This is a genomic window from Arthrobacter sp. UNCCL28, from assembly GCF_900102805.1.
GTDB lineage: Bacteria > Actinomycetota > Actinomycetes > Actinomycetales > Micrococcaceae > Arthrobacter > Arthrobacter nicotinovorans_A.
The window spans coordinates 170,318-192,179 of sequence record NZ_FMWE01000003.1; the positions used below are offsets into that span (position 1 = coordinate 170,318).

The 21,862-nt window shown below is 59.1% G+C and carries 16 protein-coding genes and 1 pseudogene; 14 read left to right on the plus strand and 3 right to left on the minus strand.

Going from position 1 to position 21,862, the window contains the following annotated elements; all coding sequences use genetic code 11:
• Window positions 1–149 precede the first annotated feature (149 nt).
• Complete coding sequence (locus BLQ01_RS09405) at window positions 150–1,337, plus strand: MFS transporter (RefSeq protein WP_091551364.1); 1,188 nt, start codon at window positions 150–152, stop codon at window positions 1,335–1,337.
• Window positions 1,338–1,667: 330 nt separating this feature from the next.
• Here the strand turns inward: BLQ01_RS09405 and BLQ01_RS22335 are convergent, their stop codons facing one another.
• Window positions 1,668–1,817, minus strand: coding sequence for a hypothetical protein (locus BLQ01_RS22335; RefSeq protein WP_175493401.1), 150 nt, complete (start codon window positions 1,815–1,817; stop codon window positions 1,668–1,670).
• A gap of 898 nt (window positions 1,818–2,715) precedes the next feature.
• Between BLQ01_RS22335 and BLQ01_RS09415 the strand changes: the two genes are divergently transcribed.
• The 7 genes and pseudogenes from BLQ01_RS09415 (at window position 2,716) to BLQ01_RS09455 (ending at window position 10,903) form a co-directional block, all read left to right on the plus strand.
• Entirely contained in the window at window positions 2,716–3,855 is a 1,140-nt protein-coding gene (locus tag BLQ01_RS09415; RefSeq protein ID WP_302846719.1) for an MFS transporter, read from the plus strand.
• A gap of 220 nt (window positions 3,856–4,075) precedes the next feature.
• Window positions 4,076–4,741: an SDR family NAD(P)-dependent oxidoreductase gene (locus BLQ01_RS09420; protein ID WP_091551367.1), complete on the plus strand. Its 666-nt coding sequence runs from the start codon at window positions 4,076–4,078 to the stop codon at window positions 4,739–4,741.
• A 218-nt stretch (window positions 4,742–4,959) separates the two neighbouring features.
• A complete protein-coding gene (locus BLQ01_RS09425; RefSeq protein WP_217638366.1) occupies window positions 4,960–5,985 on the plus strand; it encodes a zinc-dependent alcohol dehydrogenase family protein in 1,026 nt (341 codons plus the stop codon).
• Window positions 5,986–6,191: 206 nt separating this feature from the next.
• A pseudogene (locus tag BLQ01_RS09430) lies at window positions 6,192–7,010 on the plus strand (transcriptional regulator).
• A 757-nt stretch (window positions 7,011–7,767) separates the two neighbouring features.
• Complete coding sequence (locus tag BLQ01_RS09440) at window positions 7,768–8,424, plus strand: hypothetical protein (protein ID WP_091551372.1); 657 nt, start codon at window positions 7,768–7,770, stop codon at window positions 8,422–8,424.
• A gap of 830 nt (window positions 8,425–9,254) precedes the next feature.
• Entirely contained in the window at window positions 9,255–10,433 is a 1,179-nt protein-coding gene (locus tag BLQ01_RS09450) for a hypothetical protein (protein ID WP_091551375.1), read from the plus strand.
• A complete protein-coding gene (locus tag BLQ01_RS09455; protein ID WP_091551376.1) occupies window positions 10,430–10,903 on the plus strand; it encodes a hypothetical protein in 474 nt (157 codons plus the stop codon). Before BLQ01_RS09450 ends, BLQ01_RS09455 begins: the two co-directional genes overlap by 4 nt.
• Window positions 10,904–10,928: 25 nt before the next feature.
• Here the strand turns inward: BLQ01_RS09455 and BLQ01_RS09460 are convergent, their stop codons facing one another.
• Entirely contained in the window at window positions 10,929–11,765 is an 837-nt protein-coding gene (locus tag BLQ01_RS09460) for a DUF4238 domain-containing protein (protein ID WP_091551378.1), read from the minus strand.
• 314 nt (window positions 11,766–12,079) lie between these two features.
• On the opposite strand from BLQ01_RS09460, the gene BLQ01_RS09465 reads away from it, so the two are divergent.
• Window positions 12,080–13,051, plus strand: coding sequence for a phospholipase D-like domain-containing protein (locus tag BLQ01_RS09465; protein WP_139183470.1), 972 nt, complete (start codon window positions 12,080–12,082; stop codon window positions 13,049–13,051).
• Window positions 13,052–13,985: 934 nt separating this feature from the next.
• Here BLQ01_RS09465 and BLQ01_RS09470 read toward each other — a convergent pair.
• Complete coding sequence (locus BLQ01_RS09470; RefSeq protein ID WP_091551381.1) at window positions 13,986–15,014, minus strand: LacI family DNA-binding transcriptional regulator; 1,029 nt, start codon at window positions 15,012–15,014, stop codon at window positions 13,986–13,988.
• Between the two features lie 198 nt (window positions 15,015–15,212).
• On the opposite strand from BLQ01_RS09470, the gene BLQ01_RS09475 reads away from it, so the two are divergent.
• The 5 genes from BLQ01_RS09475 (at window position 15,213) to BLQ01_RS09495 (ending at window position 21,851) form a co-directional block, all read left to right on the plus strand.
• The gene (locus BLQ01_RS09475) at window positions 15,213–16,529 is read left to right on the plus strand and encodes an ABC transporter substrate-binding protein (RefSeq protein ID WP_091551382.1); all 1,317 of its coding nucleotides are present in this window, start codon (window positions 15,213–15,215) and stop codon (window positions 16,527–16,529) included.
• Window positions 16,530–16,589: 60 nt separating this feature from the next.
• Window positions 16,590–17,519, plus strand: a complete 930-nt coding sequence (locus tag BLQ01_RS09480; RefSeq protein WP_091551384.1) for a carbohydrate ABC transporter permease — start codon at window positions 16,590–16,592, stop codon at window positions 17,517–17,519.
• Window positions 17,516–18,346, plus strand: coding sequence for a carbohydrate ABC transporter permease (locus BLQ01_RS09485; RefSeq protein WP_091551385.1), 831 nt, complete (start codon window positions 17,516–17,518; stop codon window positions 18,344–18,346). Before BLQ01_RS09480 ends, BLQ01_RS09485 begins: the two co-directional genes overlap by 4 nt.
• A gap of 48 nt (window positions 18,347–18,394) precedes the next feature.
• A complete protein-coding gene (locus tag BLQ01_RS09490) occupies window positions 18,395–20,992 on the plus strand; it encodes a glycoside hydrolase family 78 protein (protein ID WP_091551387.1) in 2,598 nt (865 codons plus the stop codon).
• Window positions 20,993–21,086: 94 nt separating this feature from the next.
• Window positions 21,087–21,851: an IclR family transcriptional regulator gene (locus tag BLQ01_RS09495; protein ID WP_091551963.1), complete on the plus strand. Its 765-nt coding sequence runs from the start codon at window positions 21,087–21,089 to the stop codon at window positions 21,849–21,851.
• The last annotated feature ends 11 nt before the right edge of the window (window positions 21,852–21,862 follow it).

Genomic DNA, 21,862 nt, shown 5'->3' on the forward strand with positions numbered 1-21,862 from the left:
CGATCACCCAGACTCGGGTGCTGCGATGTACACAGGCGAGAGCCGTTCCGTTCGTCGCAGTGAAGGCAGCCAATGCTAACTAGGTTTAACAGTGTCGTGATCAACCTATTCGCGGCAGCGCTGACTCCGTGAAGAATACCCAAAACCCGATGGATCTGTGGTTGCAGACGGCACTTACCCAAGCGGCATGGCAGGGAGTCCGGGTAATCATGAGCTACCAGGCTCTGGCCGTTACAGGAAGCGCAGTCTTTGTCGGGCTACAGTCTGGCGCATTCGCCCTCGCGGGGCTCCTTATCGCGCTTCCGACGGGCAGACTGGCGGACAGATTCGGCTGCGCAATTGTGTGCTCTCTCGGGCTGCTCATAGCAACGACTGGAACCGTTGCAGCCCTTTTCTTCCCTGTTTCCATTGGCCTTCTGATAGCTGCCCTGCTCTTAGGGGCAGGTCATGTCGGCCTCGTGGTGGGACAACAGAGCTTCGCTGCGAAGCTCGCGACGGGGGGAAATACTGACACGGCGTTCGGCACTCTCACCGCTGCCGCCTCTATCGGACAGCTCATTGGACCACCAGTAGTCGCTACAGTGGCCGCAATGGCCACGGCCGATATCGCCAACCCGAACACAGCACTTGGCCTGATGATTTGTCTCGGTTTCCTGATCCTGGCGATGCCATCTACTATCCGGTTGTCTGGCCAGGAACGGCTCCTTCAGTCCACCCGAAAACAGGCCACGCGGGGCAACCCACCTATTCCACTTCAGTCGGTCCTACGTGTCCCCGGGATGTGGCAGTCACTCGTCGTCAGTGGGATCGTGTTTGTGTCCGTTGACCTGTTGAGTTCCTTCCTTCCCGTATGGGCGCAAGAACGCGGCGTACCGGCTACAATCGTGGGCCTGCTGTTGGCTACCCGCGCAGTTGTAACGATATCGAGCCGTATTGGCATGCCATGGCTACTCGATAGGTTGAAACGAAAGTTTATCCTGATAGCGGCTATCGGTTTGGCCGTTTTCGCTCTTAGTGCACTCCCGCTGGTTAACCAATGGTGGGCGTTTCCACTGATGTGCCTGATCGGCATCGGACTCGGTTTGCCACAACCGCTGACCATGACCTGGGTTGTCTCGCTGGCACCGCGCAGCTCACGAGGAGCAGCGCTGGGGCTCCGCATGACCTGCAACAGGCTTGTCCAGGTTTCCCTGCCGCTAGCAGTGAGCACCATCGCCGTCCCCATAGGCATTGGGGCCGTCTTCTGGAGCGCCGCAGCCTGCCTTGCTTTCGCAGCGGCGATCTCTGTAGGTGCCCACATGCCCGCAGTTCAGGATGACGCCGACGACCCCGGATAAACCGTGAGGAGCAGCATGCTTCTCCTGCAGCAGTGATGCTGACGAGCAAGCACCAATGCGAGTATCCGGGTTCAAGGAACACGACGCTCCCGCCTTTTCTGAGACTCAAACGTCGCCGCCACGGGCAGGGTATCTGCGGGCAGACGTACTCCGCCAAGATGAGGCCACGGCGGAAATATCATTCCGGGCAGTGAGGCCCTTGCCTCTTCCGCAACGGGCACTGGAAAAGTTGCATCTCTTTGTCCGCGCCCGCGACACTCATGGTCACAAGTATGCACCGAAGACACCTGAACTTCGTTCTGGCGACATCGAGGTCCTAGGCACCGTCACTCAAGTGGTCCTGGTGAAGGTGGCCGTCCGCAATTCGTCAGCGACGTTGAAGGTGGTATCGGGTACGCCCAGCATGCCGAAGATGAAGATCTGGCCCCCGGTGCCAGAGTGCGCATCCGCACGCGTGCGGAATTGGCACTGCTCTATCATGACAAGTCGCTCGTTGCTCACTAAGCCAGTGCGCGCCCCAAGACGACACGCAATAGTTTGCTTCCCGTTTAGGACCGGAAGCATTGCCGCTGCGCGCCGCTGAGGTTCTGGAGTTCTCTCCGCCTTCGACCCTGCCGAGGTAACGGTGGCCGCCACCGTCGGAGATGTTCCCGAACTTGGTCGCGTCGACGTGGAGCATTTCGCCCGGGGCCGTGTGTTCGTAGCGGCGGATTGGTTCGCCTATGATCTGGTCGATGTAGCGCGGCCGGTTGATCTGGCAGCGGACCAGGAGGGCGTGCACGGTCGAGGCCGGAATGCCTAGCCGCCCGGCGATCTGTACTGGGCCTAGCCGCTTGCCCCACCGCAGGGCAGCGATGCGTTTGAGCAGTTTCCGCGGGGGTGTGGTTGGGAATTCCTTGGGGCCTATGTTCGAGGTATCGGGTGACCCAGCGTTGAGCGGTGGGCCAGGAGGCCGTGTAGGGCTTGGCTGCTGCGGTGTTGGTCCGAACGGCCAATTGGGCGAGCTTCAAACGGGCTTTTGGGGTCAACATTGCGTTAGCGGGACACGAAGGCCTCCTAGGTGTGCAGCGGTTTCTTAGACAGCTCCGCTCCATACCCAGGAGGCCTTCGCCATCACGGAAATATCACGCAGTGTCCTCATACGGCTTCAACCAACGTCCCTGAGCAGTACAACTAATGCGGCTTTGGGGGTCACTCGCAGTACCACTAACAGGGGGGACTCCCTTGTACAGCGGGACCGTGATCCGATAGAGATCCTATGAAGACTGCAATGAGAGCGAGGCCTACCTCGCCCAACACATCCACCCCTCTTCAACGGCAAGATGCGGGACCGGTCAGCAGCGAGGAGCATCCTGCGCGCTGGGCCGGGGTCTTCGCCCTGTCATTCGGCGCCTTCGCCCTGGTCGCTTCCGAATTTATGCCCGTCAGCCTGCTCACTCCAATGGCAGCCGATCTACAGGTCTCTGAGGGGGCTGTGGGGCAAGGAATCGCGATCTCCGGACTGTTCGCCGTACTGTCCAGCCTTTCGATATCCAAGCTGGCCGGCAACCTTGACCGGAAGACCCTACTGCTCGGACTGACAGCACTTATGTGCGCCTCCGGTGCCTTGATCGCGTTAGCACCGGGATACTTGCCTTTCATGATCGGCCGGGCACTCATCGGCGTGGTCATCGGAGGCTTTTGGTCCATGTCCGCCGCTACCGCCATCCGATTGGTTCCAACCGTAAAGGTGCCCCGCGCCTTGGCCATCGTTAACGGTGGGAACGCCCTCGCCACGGTCCTCGCAGCACCCCTCGGCAGTTATCTGGGCTCCATCATGGGATGGCGAGGAGCAGTCTTCTGCCTGGTGCCGGTGGCTTTGCTCTGCTTGGTCTGGCTATGGCTCAGCCTTCCGTCACTGAAGGTCCGCCAACGGCCGATAACTTCAGGCGGCGTGTTCGCGATTTTCGGTGCCCTGAGAAACCGCCCGATCGCCTGGGGCATGGCGGCCTGCGGCGCCTTCTTCATGGGCCAGTTCACCCTGTTCACCTACCTGCGTCCCTTCCTGGAGACAGTCACCGTGATCGACGTGACCGCGATTTCAATCGTTTTGCTCGTGCTCGGGGCGACCGGCGTAGTCGGCACCATCGTCATCGGCCGATTCCTGGGGCCGGGGCTATACCGAACCCTCATCATCATTCCCGCCCTCATGGCACTAGTCGCGGCGGTTTTAGTACCATTTGGCAGTTCGTTCGCCGCCGTCGTAGTCCTCCTGGGACTCTGGGGATTGCTCTCTACCTCGGCGCCCGTGGGCTGGTGGAGTTGGGTCGCCAATGCCATGCCAAACAACGCGGAACACGGCGGAGGCCTTATGGTCGCCGTTATCCAGACCTGCATTGCGCTCGGCTCCACCATGGGAGGCCTTCTGTTCGATGCCTTCGGCTACCAGAGCACTTTCCTGACAAGCGCAGCGATGCTGGCTTTGGCCGCCATCTTGGCTCTCGCAACACTCCGGGCCACCCGGCAGACAGCCAAATAGCACGCACTCATGATCCAGGGCACACGAAAAGAATGAACCATGTCATGCGCCTTCGAATCGATGGATACATCTTCGCCGTCGCCTAAAAACCCAGCCAATGTCCCAAGGACACGGATGGACAGCATGGTGCAGTGGAGCCACCATTATTGGCGCAGCGAACCACCAAGGTCAGCCGAAGCGGGCCATCATGCCTTGTCACTATCTTCGAAGAAGGAGCAAAATGAAAACAACCATTGCAATAGTTGGTGCCGGTCCCGGACTGGGTCTAGCCTCTGCCCGACGGTTTGGAGCCGAAGGCTTCAACGTAGCACTTCTCTCCCGTGCTCAGGAACATGTCGATGCTCTCGCCAGTGATTTGACCGACGCAGGCATCACCGCCCGTGGCTACGCGGCGGATGTTCGAGACGATGAGTCTCTTCGAAGTGCTTTGGCTCGGGCAGCCAAGGATTTGGCGCCCGTCGAAATTCTTCACTACAGTCCCGTGCCGTCTCCGAACTATCTCCGGCCGGTGCTGGAGACTACCCTCGAGGAATTCCGTTCAGCTCTCGACTTTTCCGTGCTCGGAGCTGCTGCCGCCGTGAACTCCGTCCTTCCGGGCATGAGGGCCCTCGGCCGCGGAACCGCTCTCTTTATCAACGGCTCCAGCGCGGTCCGACCTAACCATAGATACGCTGGCACGTCCGCCGCGTTCGCCGCTGAATCCGCGTATGCCCACATGCTCCACGAGGCCTTGGCGCCCGAAGGAATCTACGTTGCGCAACTTATCGTTCCCTTGGGTATTGGCGGAGGCGACCCTGCACATGAACCTGCTGCCTTAGCTGAAACCCTTTGGCGCTTATACAGGGCCGGCGAAGACTTCCGTACCTTCGTTAAGCCCTACGCCTGAGCACCTAACCCGCGGCACGAAACGGCGCTTTGTCATAGATCCTCGTCATAGGCTGGTGGTAGGATGTCCGGTTGCCATCCCTGAGGCGGTTCACTAGGGCCTCTCACCAAGGATCCGTGAGGCGCGAGGATTGGCGTGTCGCTGGCCCCGCCGCATTGACATAGTGCAGGCGAGCCAAGGAAAAGCAGTCCCTGTCAACAATTAGAGGAGTTCATTCCATGCGTGGAGTTGTTATGCATGCCCCTGGTGATGTCCGAGTCGAGGACCGCGAGGACCCGACAATTATCGCCCCAACCGATGCGATCATCCGTCTGACCGCGACTTGTATCTGCGGGTCGGACCTTTGGCCGTATAGAGGCATCGAGCCCGTGGACCACACCCTAATGGGCCACGAGTATGTTGGCGTCATCGAGGAAATCGGCTCGGACGTGCAGACCCTCAAGGTCGGCGATTTCGTAGTTGGGTCTTTCGTTATCTCCGACAACACTTGTGAGATTTGCCAGAGTGGTTTCCAGTCCAAGTGTGTCCATGCTTCCTTCGTTGCGGGTGGAATTGGCACGCAGGCACAGCTAGCCCGTATTCCATATGCCGACGGAACGCTGGTCGCGACTCCGGGCCACCCGGATGCCGACTTGATCCCGTCGCTGCTAGCGGCCTCGGATGTCCTGGGGACCGGATGGTTTGCCGCCGACGCAGCGCAGGCTGGTCCAGGTAAGACAGTAGCGGTTGTGGGGGACGGCGCTGTCGGCTTGATGGCCATTCTTGCAGCGAAGCAGCTAGGCGCTGAGCGTATTATCGCGATGTCCCGTCATAAGGACCGTCAGGAACTGGCCCGCTTTTATGGTGCGACGGACATTGTTGAAGAGCGCGGGGAAGACGGAGTGGCAAGAATCAAGGAACTTACCGGCGGGCTCGGAGCACACTCCGTTGTAGAGGCTGTCGGAACGCAGGAGTCCTTCATGCAAGCAGTGGGCGCCACTCGGGGCGGAGGTCATCTGGGATACGTTGGGGTGAACTACGATGTCAGGATCCCCGGCATCGAATTGTTCTTCGCGGGAATCCACACTTTAGGGGGACCAGCTCCAGTTCGCCGGTACTTGCCCGACCTGATTCAGTTGATCTGGGACCGGCAGATCGACCCAGGCAGAGTTTTTGACCTCGTCATGCCCCTCGAAGAGGCGGCCGAAGGTTACAAAGCTATGGATGAACGACGTGCTACCAAGGTCCTGCTGACCCTCAGCTAAGTATCCCCACGTGGGAGGCCCGGGAGGGCCTCCCACGTGGAAGCGGTTCAGCCTAGATTGGATTTCATGAGTAGGAAAGATGACGTTAGGGAATTCTTGATCTCACACAGGGCATACGTGACTCCAACGCAGGCGGGGTTGCCCCACGATGCGGGGAGCGGTGTGTGCCGGGTCTGCGTCGGGAAGAAGTAGCCCTGCTTGCAGGCGTGAGTCTTGACTATTACACCCGCCTGGAATGCGGAAATATCAGGGGTGCGTCCGAGAGCGTTCTGAAAGCAATTGCCGATGCCCTACATCTTAACGCTGTGGAGCGGGGGCACCTTTTCGACTTGGCCCAGGCATCTTCTTCGTTGGGGAGGGACACAGGAAGACGTCCCACTCGCCCCAACGTACGGTCCTCCGTGCAACGAGTGCTGAAGGCACTGGCTGTTCCTGCTGTTCCTGCGATTGTCTACAACACGCGCCAGGATCTCATTGGAGCAAATCTCTTGGGGCGTGCGTTGTATGCCCCGCAGTTTGATACAAATGTCCAGCCCAATTTGGCACGCATTGTCTTTCTCGACCTGAGGGCCCAACGGTACTACTAAGACTGGCCGCTCGCGCGCAGCATGACGACTGCCATGCTGCGGCTGGGAGTAGGGCGCAATCCACTCGATTCGCAGCTAACGTCACTCATCGGGGAATTGTCGACTCTCAGCTCGCACTTCAGGCGGGATTGGGACGAGCATGACGTTCACGAACACAGCACTGGTCAAAAGGTCTTCAGACATCCCGACGTCGGGTCCATCTGCTTGACTTTTGATGTCTTTGAGATGGCGGGTGACTATGGTCTGTCGATCGTCACCTACAGCCCTGACCCTGGGACGGCTGACGCAGATCGCATTGCGCTCCTATCGAGTCTCGATGCCACGCCCCGGTTCCAAGTCGGTCTCCTTCGGGGCGGAATTTTGGGCGAGATTATTCCTGACAGACCGTGGTCCTTGTCCCCTATGAAGACGCGAGAGATTCTCAACAGCAACATCTAACCACCGGGAGCTCTCGCAACTGATTCCACTCCCGTGCCTTAACTGGCATGCATGGGTAGTCGTGAGCCAGGAGTAGGCCCGCTCCTGGAAGAGACTTCTTCCCTGGGGTTACGCCTGGCCAACGTCTTTCGAATCAGTGGAGATTTTCGGCTAACCGCCTATGCTGAGCCGACGGTTTTTGGCCGTGAGTCGAGGCGTGCTCGTGATGAGTCTGCCGTTTAGCCATCGCTTCATGGCGCCATGTTCTTGGATCCAGCAGGCGCAGCCGATCGGCTTTGAGCTAACTTGGGCATACCTTGAGGCGAAGTTGAATCCTTGTTGGTACGAGTCTGACTTCTTATTGCCAGCGATGAATATTTGGAGGCAGAACTAGCAATTCATCTGCGGGACTGCCCCCCGGTTTTGTTGATTCCTTGACCTAGCGGCCCATAGGGCTGGGGTTCTTGGACGAACGGCTGCGCGGCGGCATGACCCAAACAGCCCTATTTTCGGTGGGTGACACCCATCGTCGGGATCGCTTTGCCTGATGGGTACGGGGACCCGCCTTTGGTTCCAACATATGCGCCGTTATCGGCGGTTGCGGCCACGCTACTTCGCTAAGCGGATCTGTGCCCGGACCTGCTTTCCTGACACTGAGGCTTCCTCTGGCGGCGCATCCGAAGAGTTTCACAAGCATCTCCTTCTTGAGATGCTGTTTGGAACTAGCAGTTATTCTTGGCCCGCGCCACCAACCGGAAGCCTCAAGTGCAGTTTCCTTGTGAAAACGACCTCGGCCCAGCAAACGCCCAAAGAAAAGATCCACTTCGGATGGATGGCGGCACTCGTCCTAGGCGGGGCGATCCTCGGATATGTTGCATTTTTCATCAGTCCGCTGTTCGCTTCAGATGACACGCAAAGCTTATCTATCTGGCAGTCCATCCTGACCAACTTCGTAACGGGGCTCGTCTCCGCCGGTCTTTTGCTGCTTGTCGAACCGAAGATACGAAGAGCAGTTAAAACGTCAGTGACTAATGCGACAGTTGACGCAACAGCCGGCATCAAGGAAGATCTCCGTGACGAAGTCCAGGGCGATATCGAGCAGACATTCGCTTCTCTCGAACAGCGAATCAATTTAGCAGTCAACGGCAAATTGAGCGACCAAGACAAGAAGCTGGCTGACCTCTCAAAGGACTTCACACGGACAGCTGTGCTGGCCGCCCTAAAGTCCGCAGTCGACATGAACAGCCTCCACCAACAGGAAATCTTCGTTCAAGCCACCGGAAAATCTGGGGAGCTTCGCATCGGTTTGAGGCTAGCGCTGCCTGCCGAGCTCCAAGCTACACCCAGTTCGGCGGTCAAAAGTACACCTTGGACGACGAGATTCCCTACTTGGTCGCCTACTCAGGCGACTCCCTTGGTTTCTATTCTGAAGTGAGTTGGGATGAAACTGAAGATTTCGGTGACGTCGTTTCAAACCTTTTGACGGAGCTTCAACGCACTGGTAGCTGGGGCATGGCTGTCCCAATTGACTGGAAGGCCGTCACCGAGCGGCTAGTCGCCGGATTGAAAGTCGCCGTGGAATCACGCAGAAAGGAGCCCGGTAGCACTCGGCTCCAAGGCCGGCTCATCGAGGTCATCGGGACCGATGGCCCTTGGTACCTGACAGACGGTTCCATTGAAAACCCGACACATGACTCCGTTCTCGGACGAACTGCGTTTCCTTCTGTAGCCGTTCCTATGATTCCTGGCCAAGTGAATGTCGTTGAACAGATCGCGCCCAGGCCTGAACTTGCCGACCCCGACGAGTGGGACTATGTGGTCGGCAGAGCCTCCGCAGAATTCACAGTCCGATTCTAGGACAGCTATTTATGGGGGTCGCGAGGCCGGTCTCGACGCGGGTGCGACGGTGGCGTGTTGCGGTGAAGCATTCTCAGTGCAGTCACCTGCGTTGCTTTACGTTATTTCACCAGGCGTGGCTGAGGCTGGTGTCATACACGAATTGACTGCCACGAATCTTGTAACTTGTTGATACACAGAAGGGGCGATACGCGTGGTAATCATTGGGGAAACAAGGCGTCTTCATCCAGTCTCTTCGATGGAGAATATTCCGCGAAGCAGACAAAATGATCAAGTATTTTGGCGAGCAGGATTACCACCAGGCTATCCGCGGAACGATGTGGACGAGCAGTGGCGGCGACGAAGAGCTTGTGTCCAGGCATGTCCGGATTGCCTGCTGGGCGCAATCTTTGACCCAGAGGACCTCTAATGGCGATCGAGGTTCTGCTGGATGGCGATGCGGTCCCAATTGAAGAGGCGGCCTTCACTGAACTTCTCGACAATTCGGTAGCGGGAACCTACAGGGGGTATGAGAAGGCTCTTGATTCGGGCAGAATCAGTTTTGCCGACCTCGTTTCATTAGCGGATAAGGGCGACATTCCTTATTCCCTGTTCTTCGCCCCGTACGCGTTGGTACAGGAGCAGGTGAAGAAGAAGACTGAGAAGTTGCTCGCCGGGCTAAGTAAAGACACGTTCTCAATTGGGTCGCGTTCTAAGGTGCAATTACGGGATGTCGAGCTAATCGTCAAAGACCTAATCCGAAAGCAGCAGCTAGTTCGGAAACACGACAAGTCTCTTCACCGGAACAAGATAGTGGGCCTACTGCGTGACGCAGGCCCATCCGTGGAGGCGCAAGCGGCCAAACTTATGTCTGCTATCGGCCTCTCACATGAGTCACTTCGCGCGTGTAAGAGCAAGGAAAGGGCGCTCGAACTAATGATCGACCGTCTTGAGGCCAACCAAGTGCTGGTTTCGCGGAGTGTCCAGCACTATATGCCGCAGCGGCTAACGCATGTGAAGTTTAGTGGCATGACGATTCGAGACAACAAGGTTCCATACATTTTTCTGGCGGGTGGAGATCATGGTGACGATCAGGAACCCGCAGGTCGTACCATCTTTACACTTGCGCTGTTGACGGTTCTGATAGCCCGGCGAATCTTTGCTCCGATGACCTGGGACGGTGGCACTGCCGATATGGAGCCTGGGCTTGAGTATGATATTGCCGGCGCTATGCTGATGCCTGGCGAACGATTCACAGCCGTGAGGCCAACGTCCCTCGACGACATGCACAGCGCCTCGGAGACCTTCAAGGTCACCCCTAGCGCCGCAACTGTGCGCGCAATGCGACTGGGGATCATCAACCCAGCTACTGCAAGCGAATACCTTGAACAGTTCCGAGTAGAATTCCGGAGCCGCCCCAAAGGCGGGCCCAGAAATCAGATCCTCCCTCAGAATGCCGTTAGTAAGTACAACGGGAGGGAGCTCAATCGACGGATGCTGGGGGCGCTTGACGGACAAAACATCTCACCGGGGGAGTTCTGCCGTGCAGTTTGCCTAAACCGCCTCAAACCATCACAAATCGACGACCTCAGAAGGGCTCTCGGATGAGTGAATTCGGGCGACGGTACGTGATCGACACAAACGCGCTTAGTCAACTTGGAAGGCAGCGGCGAGCCAGCACATATTTCCAGGAGAACGCGGTCATACCCGAGGCGGTGCTGCACGAGTCTCAGGGATTTCCGGACATCACTTTGCTGCACAACAACGTCCATCCAACCACCCCAAGGATGCTTCGGCTACTGGTCGAAATTATGGCTTCTATACCGAAGGCAGACACGCGCCTGATTAACCTTTATGCCAATCTCGGTAACGCCGATCCGCTGGTTGTTGCGTGCGCTTTGGAGGGCCAGGAGCACGACGACCAGACTCTCATGCCGCCGGAGTGGTGTGTAGTGACTGGGGACGACGCAGTCAGTGACAAAGCCAGGGAATTCGGGCTGACCGTGCTCACCAACTCAGAGTTTGCCGGACTCATCGATCAGTCTGGACCCCTGCGAACCTTGAGCAACCGTGGCTAGCGGAATTGGTTATTTTGTCGGACACTCAGAAATTGGCAGGCATGGCCATTCTTAACATCCGCTGAAGACTTAAGCGTTCAACCACTAGCTCGTGGAGCCGGGGGTTTATGTCGTGCCAGTCAGGATCGTGAGCTATGAAGTCTCTAGATGAGTAGACGGTGTAACGGTTGAAATCCTCCGCCTTTAATGTCTTCCTTTGGTTTGAGCGATGAAGATGAATTCCCAATTCTGGCGTGAGGGCCATAGTTACACGCGCGGAGTCTTCCAGAGCGGCGGCAAAACCATGCATGGCCCAGCGGCGCTCCGTTTTGGTGTAATTTGGACGCGCTTCGTCCCGGATCCCGCTCTGGGCAGCAAAAGCATCGGAGAGCACGAGACTTGGGGTGCGATAGCGAAGTACGTCCCACCTGAGTTGCCGTAGATCTGCGGAGAACGGATTCCACTTGTCCTTAGCTTGCGCCAGGGGATTGTTGCGGTTCGACCAGGCTCCGAGGAACGGAGAAAGCGTTGAACCTAGTAAGGCCGTCTGTAGCTCTTCCGCTGGAAGGTCGCCAAACTCTTCCGCAATTCCTCCCTGCTCGAGCTGTCGTACGACGTAGCCTAGCGTGAAACTGCTGCGAAGGATCTGGAGCCCAGCAAACCAACACAGGACCTGCATCTGTGAATCTGTCACGTCGCGAGAATGCCCGGTCGCGAGTTCTTCGACCACGGTTGCGGCGTCGCGTTCAAGGTCGCTCATGGCCGACTCAAGCAATGTTCTATTCATGCCGGAGGCGCCGAACTGAGGTCCACACAGTGTGTGTCCATCGTTGCGATGACCCGTATTCCGGACGGTCGAGCGGAAACTCTGATTGCCCGCCAGCCGATGAACTTGAAGCTACTCTTCCGAGTCAGCGAAGTGCCGTAAGAGAAACTGCGGCACGAAGTGATGTTTGATTGGTTCGCTCACTCGAACTCTTTGATCGCAGAGGAATGGCAAAAGTCAAAACACGTGGAGTGATCGGAACAGCGGCACAAGACCGTGATCGCGAAACTTCTGATTGAGAGCGACATGGCTTCTCAGGTCGCCCGTGCACCGGTACACGCAACGAATCGACACCGTAAGGACCGACATGTGGGCCAGACACGGGAAAACGATGCGGTTGTGAGGATTATCGCCGCTGTAGTGTCTTTTTTGTGATGAACGAAGGTGCGGTGCATTCGAAGGCTGCTGATTGGTTGTTCAATGCCGTCCAGGACGCCAACGGCGATGTGCTGTTGGCCAGCCCGTTTCTCTCCTATGACGTTTGTAAGCGTTTAGCTCAGTGGGCCCTACAGGCGGACGCGTCGCGTACGTTGTTCACCTGTCTCGATCCGAGTGCCGTCGCCAACGGTTACTTGAGCGTTGACGGTCTTTTGCAGCTTATCCAGTCGGGCTTCTCGGTCTTACACGTGGACAGGTTGCATGCCAAGGCCTTCCTTCTTGGTTCCCGCGGATTCCTTGGATCAGCGAACCTCACTGGTGCCGGGCTGGGTAGTTCGGCTGCCAGCAATGTTGAGCTCGGCGTCGAACTGGGGCCTGCCCAGGTCCAATCAGTGCGGCAAAGCATGGACGCTTGGGCAAGTCGGCCTGTGACAACAGCCGACCTCCACAAGCTCACGCAGCAGGCCCGTCAACTGACGGTGGTAGACCAACCGGGTACGGATGGGTTGGACAGTGATTCGGGTCTTGCTTTGGTTGAGCAGCTTTTGGTGGATGCGCGCGACAGAGACAGGACCCTTTGGCTGAAGTCCGAGTACGGTGAGCCGGCACTGGATCAATGGCGACAGAACTGGTTCTTTGGCAGTCCTGCTAAGGGGCGGCCAAGCATCAAAGAAGGGGATCTCGTGCTGATCTCCGCACAGACGAGAGACTGCTACGCCGTGGTCGAGGTGACTTCGGAGCCGCTGTACATTCCGGATGACTATCGCGAAGAGCGGGGCGACGAAGCCGATCGTTGGCCGTGGGTCAGCCGTACCAAGCCGCGCTTCGTTCCGGATGGCCTGTTGGAGTTGAAGGCTCACGAGCTGGTCCGAAGCACTGGAGGGTTGCAAAACGGCCATATCAGGCTGAAGTTTGATCAGTTTACCTATGCGGTTCGATCGTTGGCCAGGTTGGTAACTGACTGAGAGGACGCGTCAGCGACTTATTGCGCCCTGTCCGGCGCGACTGACGGCCTTGTTGTGGCGATTTCCCGCTACACCTGCACACCGTCGGTAGCATCGCCCCAAGCTCTGCGAAGTCGAACCGTTTGGTGTGTTGTGGTTGGCCGCTCGGCCTCTTGGGCGGCAGCCCTTTCCAAGCGAGGTGTGCAAGTCAGGTTGCCCCCGGGTCGAATCGGTATGAATGTGCGAAAGGAGTAAATCTGATGATGATGTCCGGCAGAGGTCTTGTCGGCACTGCCGGCGAGGAACGCACCCTCCTCCCTTGTCGGGTTGTGCACTGCGGTTCCCGGTCGAGCGCGTCGTCCGCAAGGCAACATTCATGGGCAAAAATTAGAGTGTGGACAATGTCCACACTCTCCACCCCGGACTGCCTCGTACACCCTTCGGACTGCCCCGGATTCCGCATGTTTCCGCCACTTCCCAGCAATGCCAAGGCCCGGAATCCCGTTCGAGTCCCACCTCGGGCACGGCATACCCCCTCGTCAGAGGGGGTTTTTGCTTTAACGTGTGCACATGCTTGTTGGTCAGGTTCCTCTGACATGGGCCGCGGGGTGTGCCTGGCGCCTCGGGTCGCCTTTTTGGTTGTGGGGGAGCGGGTTCAGGGGCTTGGCTGGTTTGGCCCCCCGTGTGCTGGGGCTACGTGTTCCTCTCTTACTTCGCGCTTAGGGTGGCGTGTTCTCTACATCACGATCCGACTTGGGGAGGCGCTGGAGGAGTTCAGGCTGGTAGTGGATGACTTGCGCCACTCGCATCTCGGGGTTTTGCAGCTTTTCCCATGGGGTGGCTCCACTCGGCACATTGACCGTTGCCGCGAATGCACGCTCGTGGCCCTGTCAACTCGCGAAGCCGGCGCCAAAAACTGGCGTTGAGCTACGGCGTTTATCCGCGCCCATGTGCCCTAGCGACGTGGCGGGGCTGATGTCTTTCGCACGATGAGTCGCGGAGAGACGAGGACGTGCTCGGATTCGGTCCGGCCCTCGATCCTCGAGAGGAGCAGCTCCGCAGCTTGTCTGCCCATCTGGACACCCGACTGGTCGACGGTGCTCAAGCCTATAGGAGGGAGGCCCGTAGCCGGGATGTTGTCATAGCCGACGATCGACATGTCGTCCGGTATGTGGATGCCGGCTTCGAACAGCGCAGTGTAGGCGCCAAGCGCAGCAACATCGGCGCCGCCGTGCAGGGCAGATGGACGTTGGGCAAGGGGCCTGGCGGCGAGTGACCGGCCGGCTTCCAAGCCGCTCTCAGTTCCCCAGCGTCCGGGGACGTGATCAATCCACTGTGAAAGCCCGTGCTTCTCCATGGCGAGATCGTAGCCGTGGCGGCGGACTGTTTGTGGCATGCCTGGTTCGCTGTCGGGCTGCGTGTTGGCGAGCATCGAGATCCGCTCATGCCCCAGTGAGACAAGGTGGTCGACGATGAGCGCGCTGCCGGCGATGTCGTCGCTGGCGACGGTGTCAAAGTACTTCGCTGGTCCGTGGCGGCCCAGGACAACCACGGGGATGGTTTGGCCAAGCTTTTCAAGCTCATCGTTCGGTCCAAATGGTGCGATCAGGACCAGGCCGTCCATGCGTCTGTCGACCATTGCCTCGATGAGTTTCTGCTGTGCGTCGAGGCCTTGTCGCGCCTGCCCGATGAGCACCTGATACCCAAGTTCTTCTGCGACATCGCGGATGCCCTCGGCAAGGACTGAGAAGAAGGTATTCGAAAGGTCCACGAGGAACACGCCCAAGGTGTAGCTGTTACCGCGCATTCCGCGGGCCAGGGCAAGGGGGCGGTAGTTGAGGAGGGCCATTGATTCCTCGACCTTGGTCCGCATGGCGGGGCTGACCCCATAGGCATTGCGCAGGACTTTGGAGACTGCGGCGCGTGAAACGCCCGCGTGCTCAGCGACGTCGCTGATGGTGGCGCGCTTCAATTGCTCCGTCATGTGGATCCCCTCTTGAGTGCCTTCTCCGTAATTGTAGATTGATCTACGAAAAAGTCTTGGCAAGAGCTGTGACATGACTTACAGTAGAAAAACGTAGACCGATCTACACAAATCCACGCAGGGCTCGCAGCTTCACCAAGAGCCCGCTTTGAAACGTTCCACTGACTACGAAGTTCGTGGCTTTACGAGGAGGTAAAGATGGCTGCATCGAGCAAGCAGCGCTGGGCCGCTCTGGCTGGGGGAGTGACAGTCCTGGCGCTGGCTCTGACCGGTTGTAGTGGCAGTGGCTCCACCGCCGGCGGTGATGAAAAGACCATTACATGGCTGGTGGACAACGCCGAGAACACCGTTGCCGCTGCCGAGAAGGTCGCTGAAGACTTCACTGCAGCGAATCCCGGTATCAAAGTAGAGGTGGAAACCCGTCCGCAGGGTGGCGACGGCGACAACATCGTCAAGACGCGGCTCTCTACCGGCGACATGGCCGATGTCTTCAACTACAACACCGGCTCGCTTCTGCAGCAGATCAACCCCGAGCAGAACCTGCAGCCCATCACCAGCGAGCCCTACCTGTCCAACGTCACAGAGTCCTTCAAACCTGTGGTGACGTCCGGAAGTGAAGTGTACGGCGTGCCCTTCAGTACCGGCATGGCCGGAGCGGTGCTCTACAACAAGAAGGTATACGAAAAGCTCGGTTTGTCCGTCCCTAAGACCTGGGATGAGTTCATGGACAACAGCCGGAAGATCAAGGACGCGGGCATCGCGCCGATCATCCAGTCCTACCAAACGACCTGGACCTCCCAGCTCTTCGTCCTGGGTGACTTCGCGAACGTGGTGACCGAGGATCCCAACTTCCCGGCAGACTACACCGCCAATAAGGCCAAGTTCGCGACGAATGCCGCTGCGGTGAAGGGCTTTGAACACCTCGAAGAGGCCGGCAAAGCGGGCCTGTTCAACGAGGACTTCGCTTCCACGACGTATCAGCAGGCACAAGACATGCTGATCAACGGCGAAGGAGCGCAATACCCGATCCTGAGTTTTGCCCTGAACAACATCAAAGTGACCTACCCGGACAAGCTCAACGATCTGGGGCTCTTCCCGCTTCCCGGGGATGATGCTTCCAAGAACAAGCTAACAGTCTGGATGCCCGGCGGCACCTACATCCCCAAGTCCTCCAAAAACATGGAGGAAGCCAAAAAGCTCCAAGCATTCATCGCCAGCAAGGCAGGCTGTGACGCCCAAACCGCCGCAGTCGGCGCAGCCGGGCCGTACCTCGTCAAAGACTGCGAGCTGCCCTCTGATGTACCGGATGCGGTGAAGGACATGCTCCCGTACTTCGAAGATGAAGCCAAGAACAGCCCCGCGCTGGAATTCCTGTCCCCGGTCAAGGGTCCCGCCCTTGAACAGATCACCGTCGAGGTCGGCTCGGGTATCCGCTCCGCCAAGGACGGCGCCGCCCTCTACGACGAGGACGTCAAAAAGCAGGCCAAGCAGCTGAACCTGCCTGGCTGGAACTAACCTCCGAAACCTACAAGCCGTCCGGGCTTTCCCGGTCCGGACGGCCCTTGGAGAGATCTCATGACACTCAACACCGCACCGACGGCGACGGCGGTACGTCAAGTACCGCAGGTCACCAACCCCAAGCGCCGCAAGGGTAAGTCAGCTTATCCGTACTGGTTTTACCTTCCCGCTGCGGTCATTTACACCGCACTGTTCCTGGTCCCTACGGTTGTCTCGTTCTTCTTCAGCCTGACGCGCTGGAACCTCAACGAATTCACCTTCATTGGCATGGATAACTTTGTGCAGTTCTTCCAGGAACCTGCGCTGATCAAGGGCCTGACCAACACCTTCATCTATGGGATAGTCACCTCCGTCCTGAAGGTCGTCCTGGGGATGCTTCTCGCAGTCCTGCTGACCTCCCAGATCATCGCCCGCGGTTACCTTCGCTCGGTCATGTTCTTTCCCGTGCTTCTGAGCAGCATCGGCGTCGGCATAGTCTTCACCGCCTTGATGGATCCCCGTAACGGCATGATCAACGAGGGCCTCGCGGCCATCGGCATCCAAGGGCCCGCGTGGCTCACCGACCCGGCGTGGGCGCTGCTTTCTGTAGCTTTGGTGGATGTCTGGAAGGGCGTTGGCCTGGCCACGGTCATCTACATCGCGGGCATCGTCTCCATCCCCCAGGAGTACTTTGAAGCTGCCAAGATGGACGGCGCCAGCTCTTTCAAGAGCTTCTTCAACATCACCCTGCCACTGGCCCGCCCGGCTACCGCAACGGTCATCATCCTGTCGCTCATTGGCGGACTCCGCTCCTTCGACCTGATCTGGGCCATTACCAAGGGCGGCCCGGGATTTACCTCGGACGTCATCGCGTCCGTCATCTACAAGCAGTACCAAGCCGGCTTCTACGGCCTGTCCACGGCCGGGAACGTGGTCCTGTTCCTCATTGTCACGGCCATCATCCTGCCCCTGTCCATGTTCCTGAACCGTAAGGAGGTTGAACAGTGACCACCGCCCTCAAGCGCTATGGATTCGGTGTCCTGGCCATTGCCGTCAGCATTGTTGTTTTCATCATTCCGCTGCTCTTCATGGTCCTCACCGCCGTGAAGGACCGCAAGGAAGCGGCAAAGCTGGACTTCGCCTGGCCCACCAACTTCCAGTTCGTGGAGAACTTCACAGCAGTACTCTCGGCCAGAAAATTCATGCTGGTCACTGCCTTCATCAACAGCACCATACTGACGGTGGTCAGCGTGACCATCTTGGTGATCCTCGCGGCCATGGTGGCCTGGGTACTTCAGCGCCGTAAGTCCCGCTGGAACGGCGTTGCCAACTTCCTGATCCTGTCCGGCCTGATCATCCCGCCGGCGATCGTCCCCACGATTTGGGTGTTGCAGGGCATGGGACTCTTCAAGACGCTCCCTGGCCTGATCCTCATTGAAGTGGCCTTCGGCCTATCCTTCTGCGTCATGTTGTTCCGGGCGTTCATTGCCTCGATTCCCAAGGAACTCGATGAGGCCGCGGTCATTGATGGTTGCGGGCCCGTGAGGTTGTTCTTCCGGGTGATCTTCCCGCTCCTGCGCTCAGTCATTGTGACCGTGATCGTGGTCCAGTCGGTTCATATCTTCAACGACTTCCAGAATCCGCTCTACTTCCTCCCGGGAGACGCCAACGCCACCGTGCAGCTCACCCTGTTCAACTTCCAGAGCCAGTTCACCACCAACTACAACCTGCTGTTTATGAACATCCTGCTCATCACAGTGCCGCCGTTCATCATGTACCTGTTCTTCAACCGCCAGATTGTCGCTGGCATGACAGCCGGCGCCGTCAAGGGCTAACCCAACAAACCAACCGTCGCCACCACATCCGTCTAGGAGGCTTCCCTAATGCCTGCCATCGTGCACCCGGCAACGTTCGAACACCTGCCCCCAACGCTTGAAAACGGCACCCTGGGGATAGGACTGGCAGCCCCCCGAATCTCGTGGAAAACCAGCGCCGAACCCTGCTGGATCCAGGAGGCTTACCAAGTGTCCGTCACCACAACCAGGGGCACCTGGACCAGCAGCCGGACCGAATCCACGGAGTCAGTGCTCGTTCCATGGGAGGCAGCGCCGTTGACGTCTGCGGAGCGTGCAGAGGTCAGTGTCCGCGTCTGGGGCAACGGGGACGTGGAGCCCAGCGACTGGAGCCAGCCATCCGCCGTCGAAACCGGCCTTTTGGAGCCAGAGGACTGGACGGCCAGAGCCATCACCCCAGCGTGGGATGAAGATCCGGAAGCGGATCGGAGGCCACCCCTGCTGCGTCGCGGATTCACCGTGGACCGGCCAGTGGCCGCGGCAAGGCTGTACGTCACGGCTCATGGGCTCTACGAGGTGGAAATCAATGGAGTGCGCGTGGGCGACGACGCGTTGTCGCCGGGCTGGACAGTCTACGGCCAGAGGCTCCGCTACTACACCTACGACGTCACGCAGCATGTGGCCGACGGCGACAACGCGATCGGGGCGTTCCTTGCGGATGGTTGGTACAGGGGTCGTATCGGCTTTAAGGGTGGCTACGCCAACCTCTACGGTGACAAAGTGGCGCTGTTGGCTCAACTCCACATCACGCACGACGACGGCTCGGTCACCGTGGTGGGTACTGACGAAAGCTGGAAAGCCTCTTTCGGGCCTATCCTTCTTTCCAGCTTGTACAAGGGCGAAAGCTATGATGCCCGTGAACTGCCAGCCGGCTGGAGCAGCCCGGCGTTCGATGACTGCGGCTGGGAGCGGGTGTCCGGCGTCGAACGCGATCCAAGGACGCTGGTGGCACCGGAAGGTCCGCCGGTCCGGTGCACTGACGAAGTCCGTCCGGTTCGGGTGTGGACCTCGCCAGCGGGAAAGACGTTGCTGGACTTCGGCCAGAACCTCGTGGGCCGGCTCCGCATCACGGTAGTTGGCGAGGCCGGTTCGACGGTCACTCTCCGCCACGCTGAGGTTCTGCAGGACGGCGAGCTGTACACGCGCCCACTGCGCGGCGCGGACTCCACGGACCACTACACCCTGGCCGGAACCGGAGAAGAAACCTGGGAGCCTCGATTCACGATTCACGGCTTCCGGTATGCCGAGATCACAGGGTGGGTGGGCGGGCACATCGCCGAAAACGTCACAGCCCGGGTGTACCACACCGACATGGAGCGAACAGGCTGGTTTGAGTCTTCAAACCCGGACCTGAACCGCTTGCATGAGAACGTGCTGTGGAGCATGAAAGGGAACTTCGTGGACATCCCCACTGATTGCCCCCAACGCGACGAACGACTCGGGTGGACCGGCGACATCCAAGTATTCGCGCCGACGGCCAGTTTCCTCTACGACTGCTCCGGCATGCTGTCATCATGGCTGAAGGACGTAGCTGCCGAACAGCTGCCGGACGGCACTGTACCCTGGTACGTTCCCGTCATTCCCGGAGGCAACTACTGGACGCCCATCCGCCCGGGAGCGGTGTGGGGAGACGTTGCGGTACTGACGCCCTGGACCCTTCACGAGCGATTCAACGACCCCGGAATTCTGGCTGAGCAGTATGAGAGCGCCAAGGCATGGGTGGACCTGGTGGACCGGCTGGCGGGCGAAAGCCACCTCTGGAACGGCAGCTTCCAACTGGGCGACTGGCTCGATCCCACCGCGCCGCCGGAAGACCCCACCCAAGCAATGACTGATCCGCATCTGGTAGCAACGGCCTACTTCGCATGGTCCGCACGGCACCTCGCGAAGTCGGCTGGAGTTTTGGGCAATTCCGACGACGAATTGCGCTACCTTACCTTGTCCAGCGACGTGGCAGCGGCGTTTGCCCGCGAGTACATCCAACCGGACGGCATCATGAGCAGCGACGCGCAGACGGCTTACGCACTCGCGCTGGTGTTCGATCTCTTCCCTGATGCTGCTTCGAAAGCACGTGCGGGCTCCCGCCTGGCCGAGCTTGTCCGGGCGAACGGAAACCGGATCGGCACAGGATTTGCCGGCACTCCCGTGGTCGCTGACGCGCTCACGCTTTCGGGTGAAATCGACGCCGCTTACGATCTGCTGCTGGAAAAAGAATGCCCCTCGTGGCTCTACGCCGTGGGTCAGGGCGGAACTACCATCTGGGAGCGCTGGGACTCGATGCTCCCGGACGGTTCCATCAACCCCGGCGAAATGACGTCCTTCAACCACTACGCTGTGGGCGCCGTGGCTGACTGGATGCACCGCGTGGTCGCAGGCCTCGCACCCCTGGAACCCGGATACCGTAAAATCCTCGTCAAGCCGCAGCCAGGAGGTGGCCTCAGCTGGGCCTCAGCCCGGCATGAGACGCCGTACGGTACCGCTTCGGTGCAGTGGCGGATCGACGACGGCGACCTCACCGTCGTCGTTGAGATTCCCACCGGGACGACGGCGCGCGTCGAGCTGCCAGGGCAGGACCCGCTGGACGTTGGGTCGGGCCGTCACGAATTCGCGGCGCAGCTGGTTTCCTAGGGATTGACATGAAGCGCCGGGCAGAGGAGTTCCCTTGCCCGGCGACGTGGCTGTAGACGTTGAGTTGATCTCGAAAATCACGGAGGGTAGGGCCATGTCCCGTACTCAAGGTGGAGAGTCTGTCCTCTCCCGCGCCGTCCGGATCATTGAAGCCTTCGGGCCCGGTGATACTGCGTTGACCGTTACAGAGATTTCCCGTCGTTCGGGGCTGCATATCGCCACAGCCTCACGGCTTGTAGAGGAACTCGGCGGGTTTGGGTGGCTCCAGCGCGACGAGGACCGGAAGGTTCGGATCGGCGTCCGGATGTGGGAGTTGGCTTCCCGTGCTTCACCGACGCTGAGCCTCAGGGAAGCGGCGATGCCGGTCATGGAAGATCTGCACTCGATCGTCGGCCAGCACATCCAGCTGGGCGTCATGGAGGGCGATGAAGTGCTCTTCGTTGAACGGCTGACAGCTCCCGGGGCTGTCATCAATTACACCCGCGTTGCAGGCCGCTTGCCCTTGCATGCTTCCTCGTCGGGCCTTCTGTTGTTGGCTTATGCTCCGGCGGCCCAGCAGGAACGAATCATTGCCAGGCCTCTTGAGGTGTTCACCGACCAGACCATCAGCACTCCGCAGCAACTCAGGTCTGTCCTTGCCGAGGTGCGCCGGAATGGGTTCGCTTTTCTGGCGGGGCACCTTCACCCGGCCGCTGCCGGTGCGGCCGTTCCGGTCAGGGATCCCTTGGGCAACGTGGTGGCGTCGTTGGCTGTCATTGTGCCGAATGACGCCATTGCGAAGTCCCGCATTGCCGTACTGCAGGCTGCGTCGGCAGCTGTGGCCCGTTCGATGGAGTATCCCGCACCGCCTCCGAGGTGACGCACCTCTCA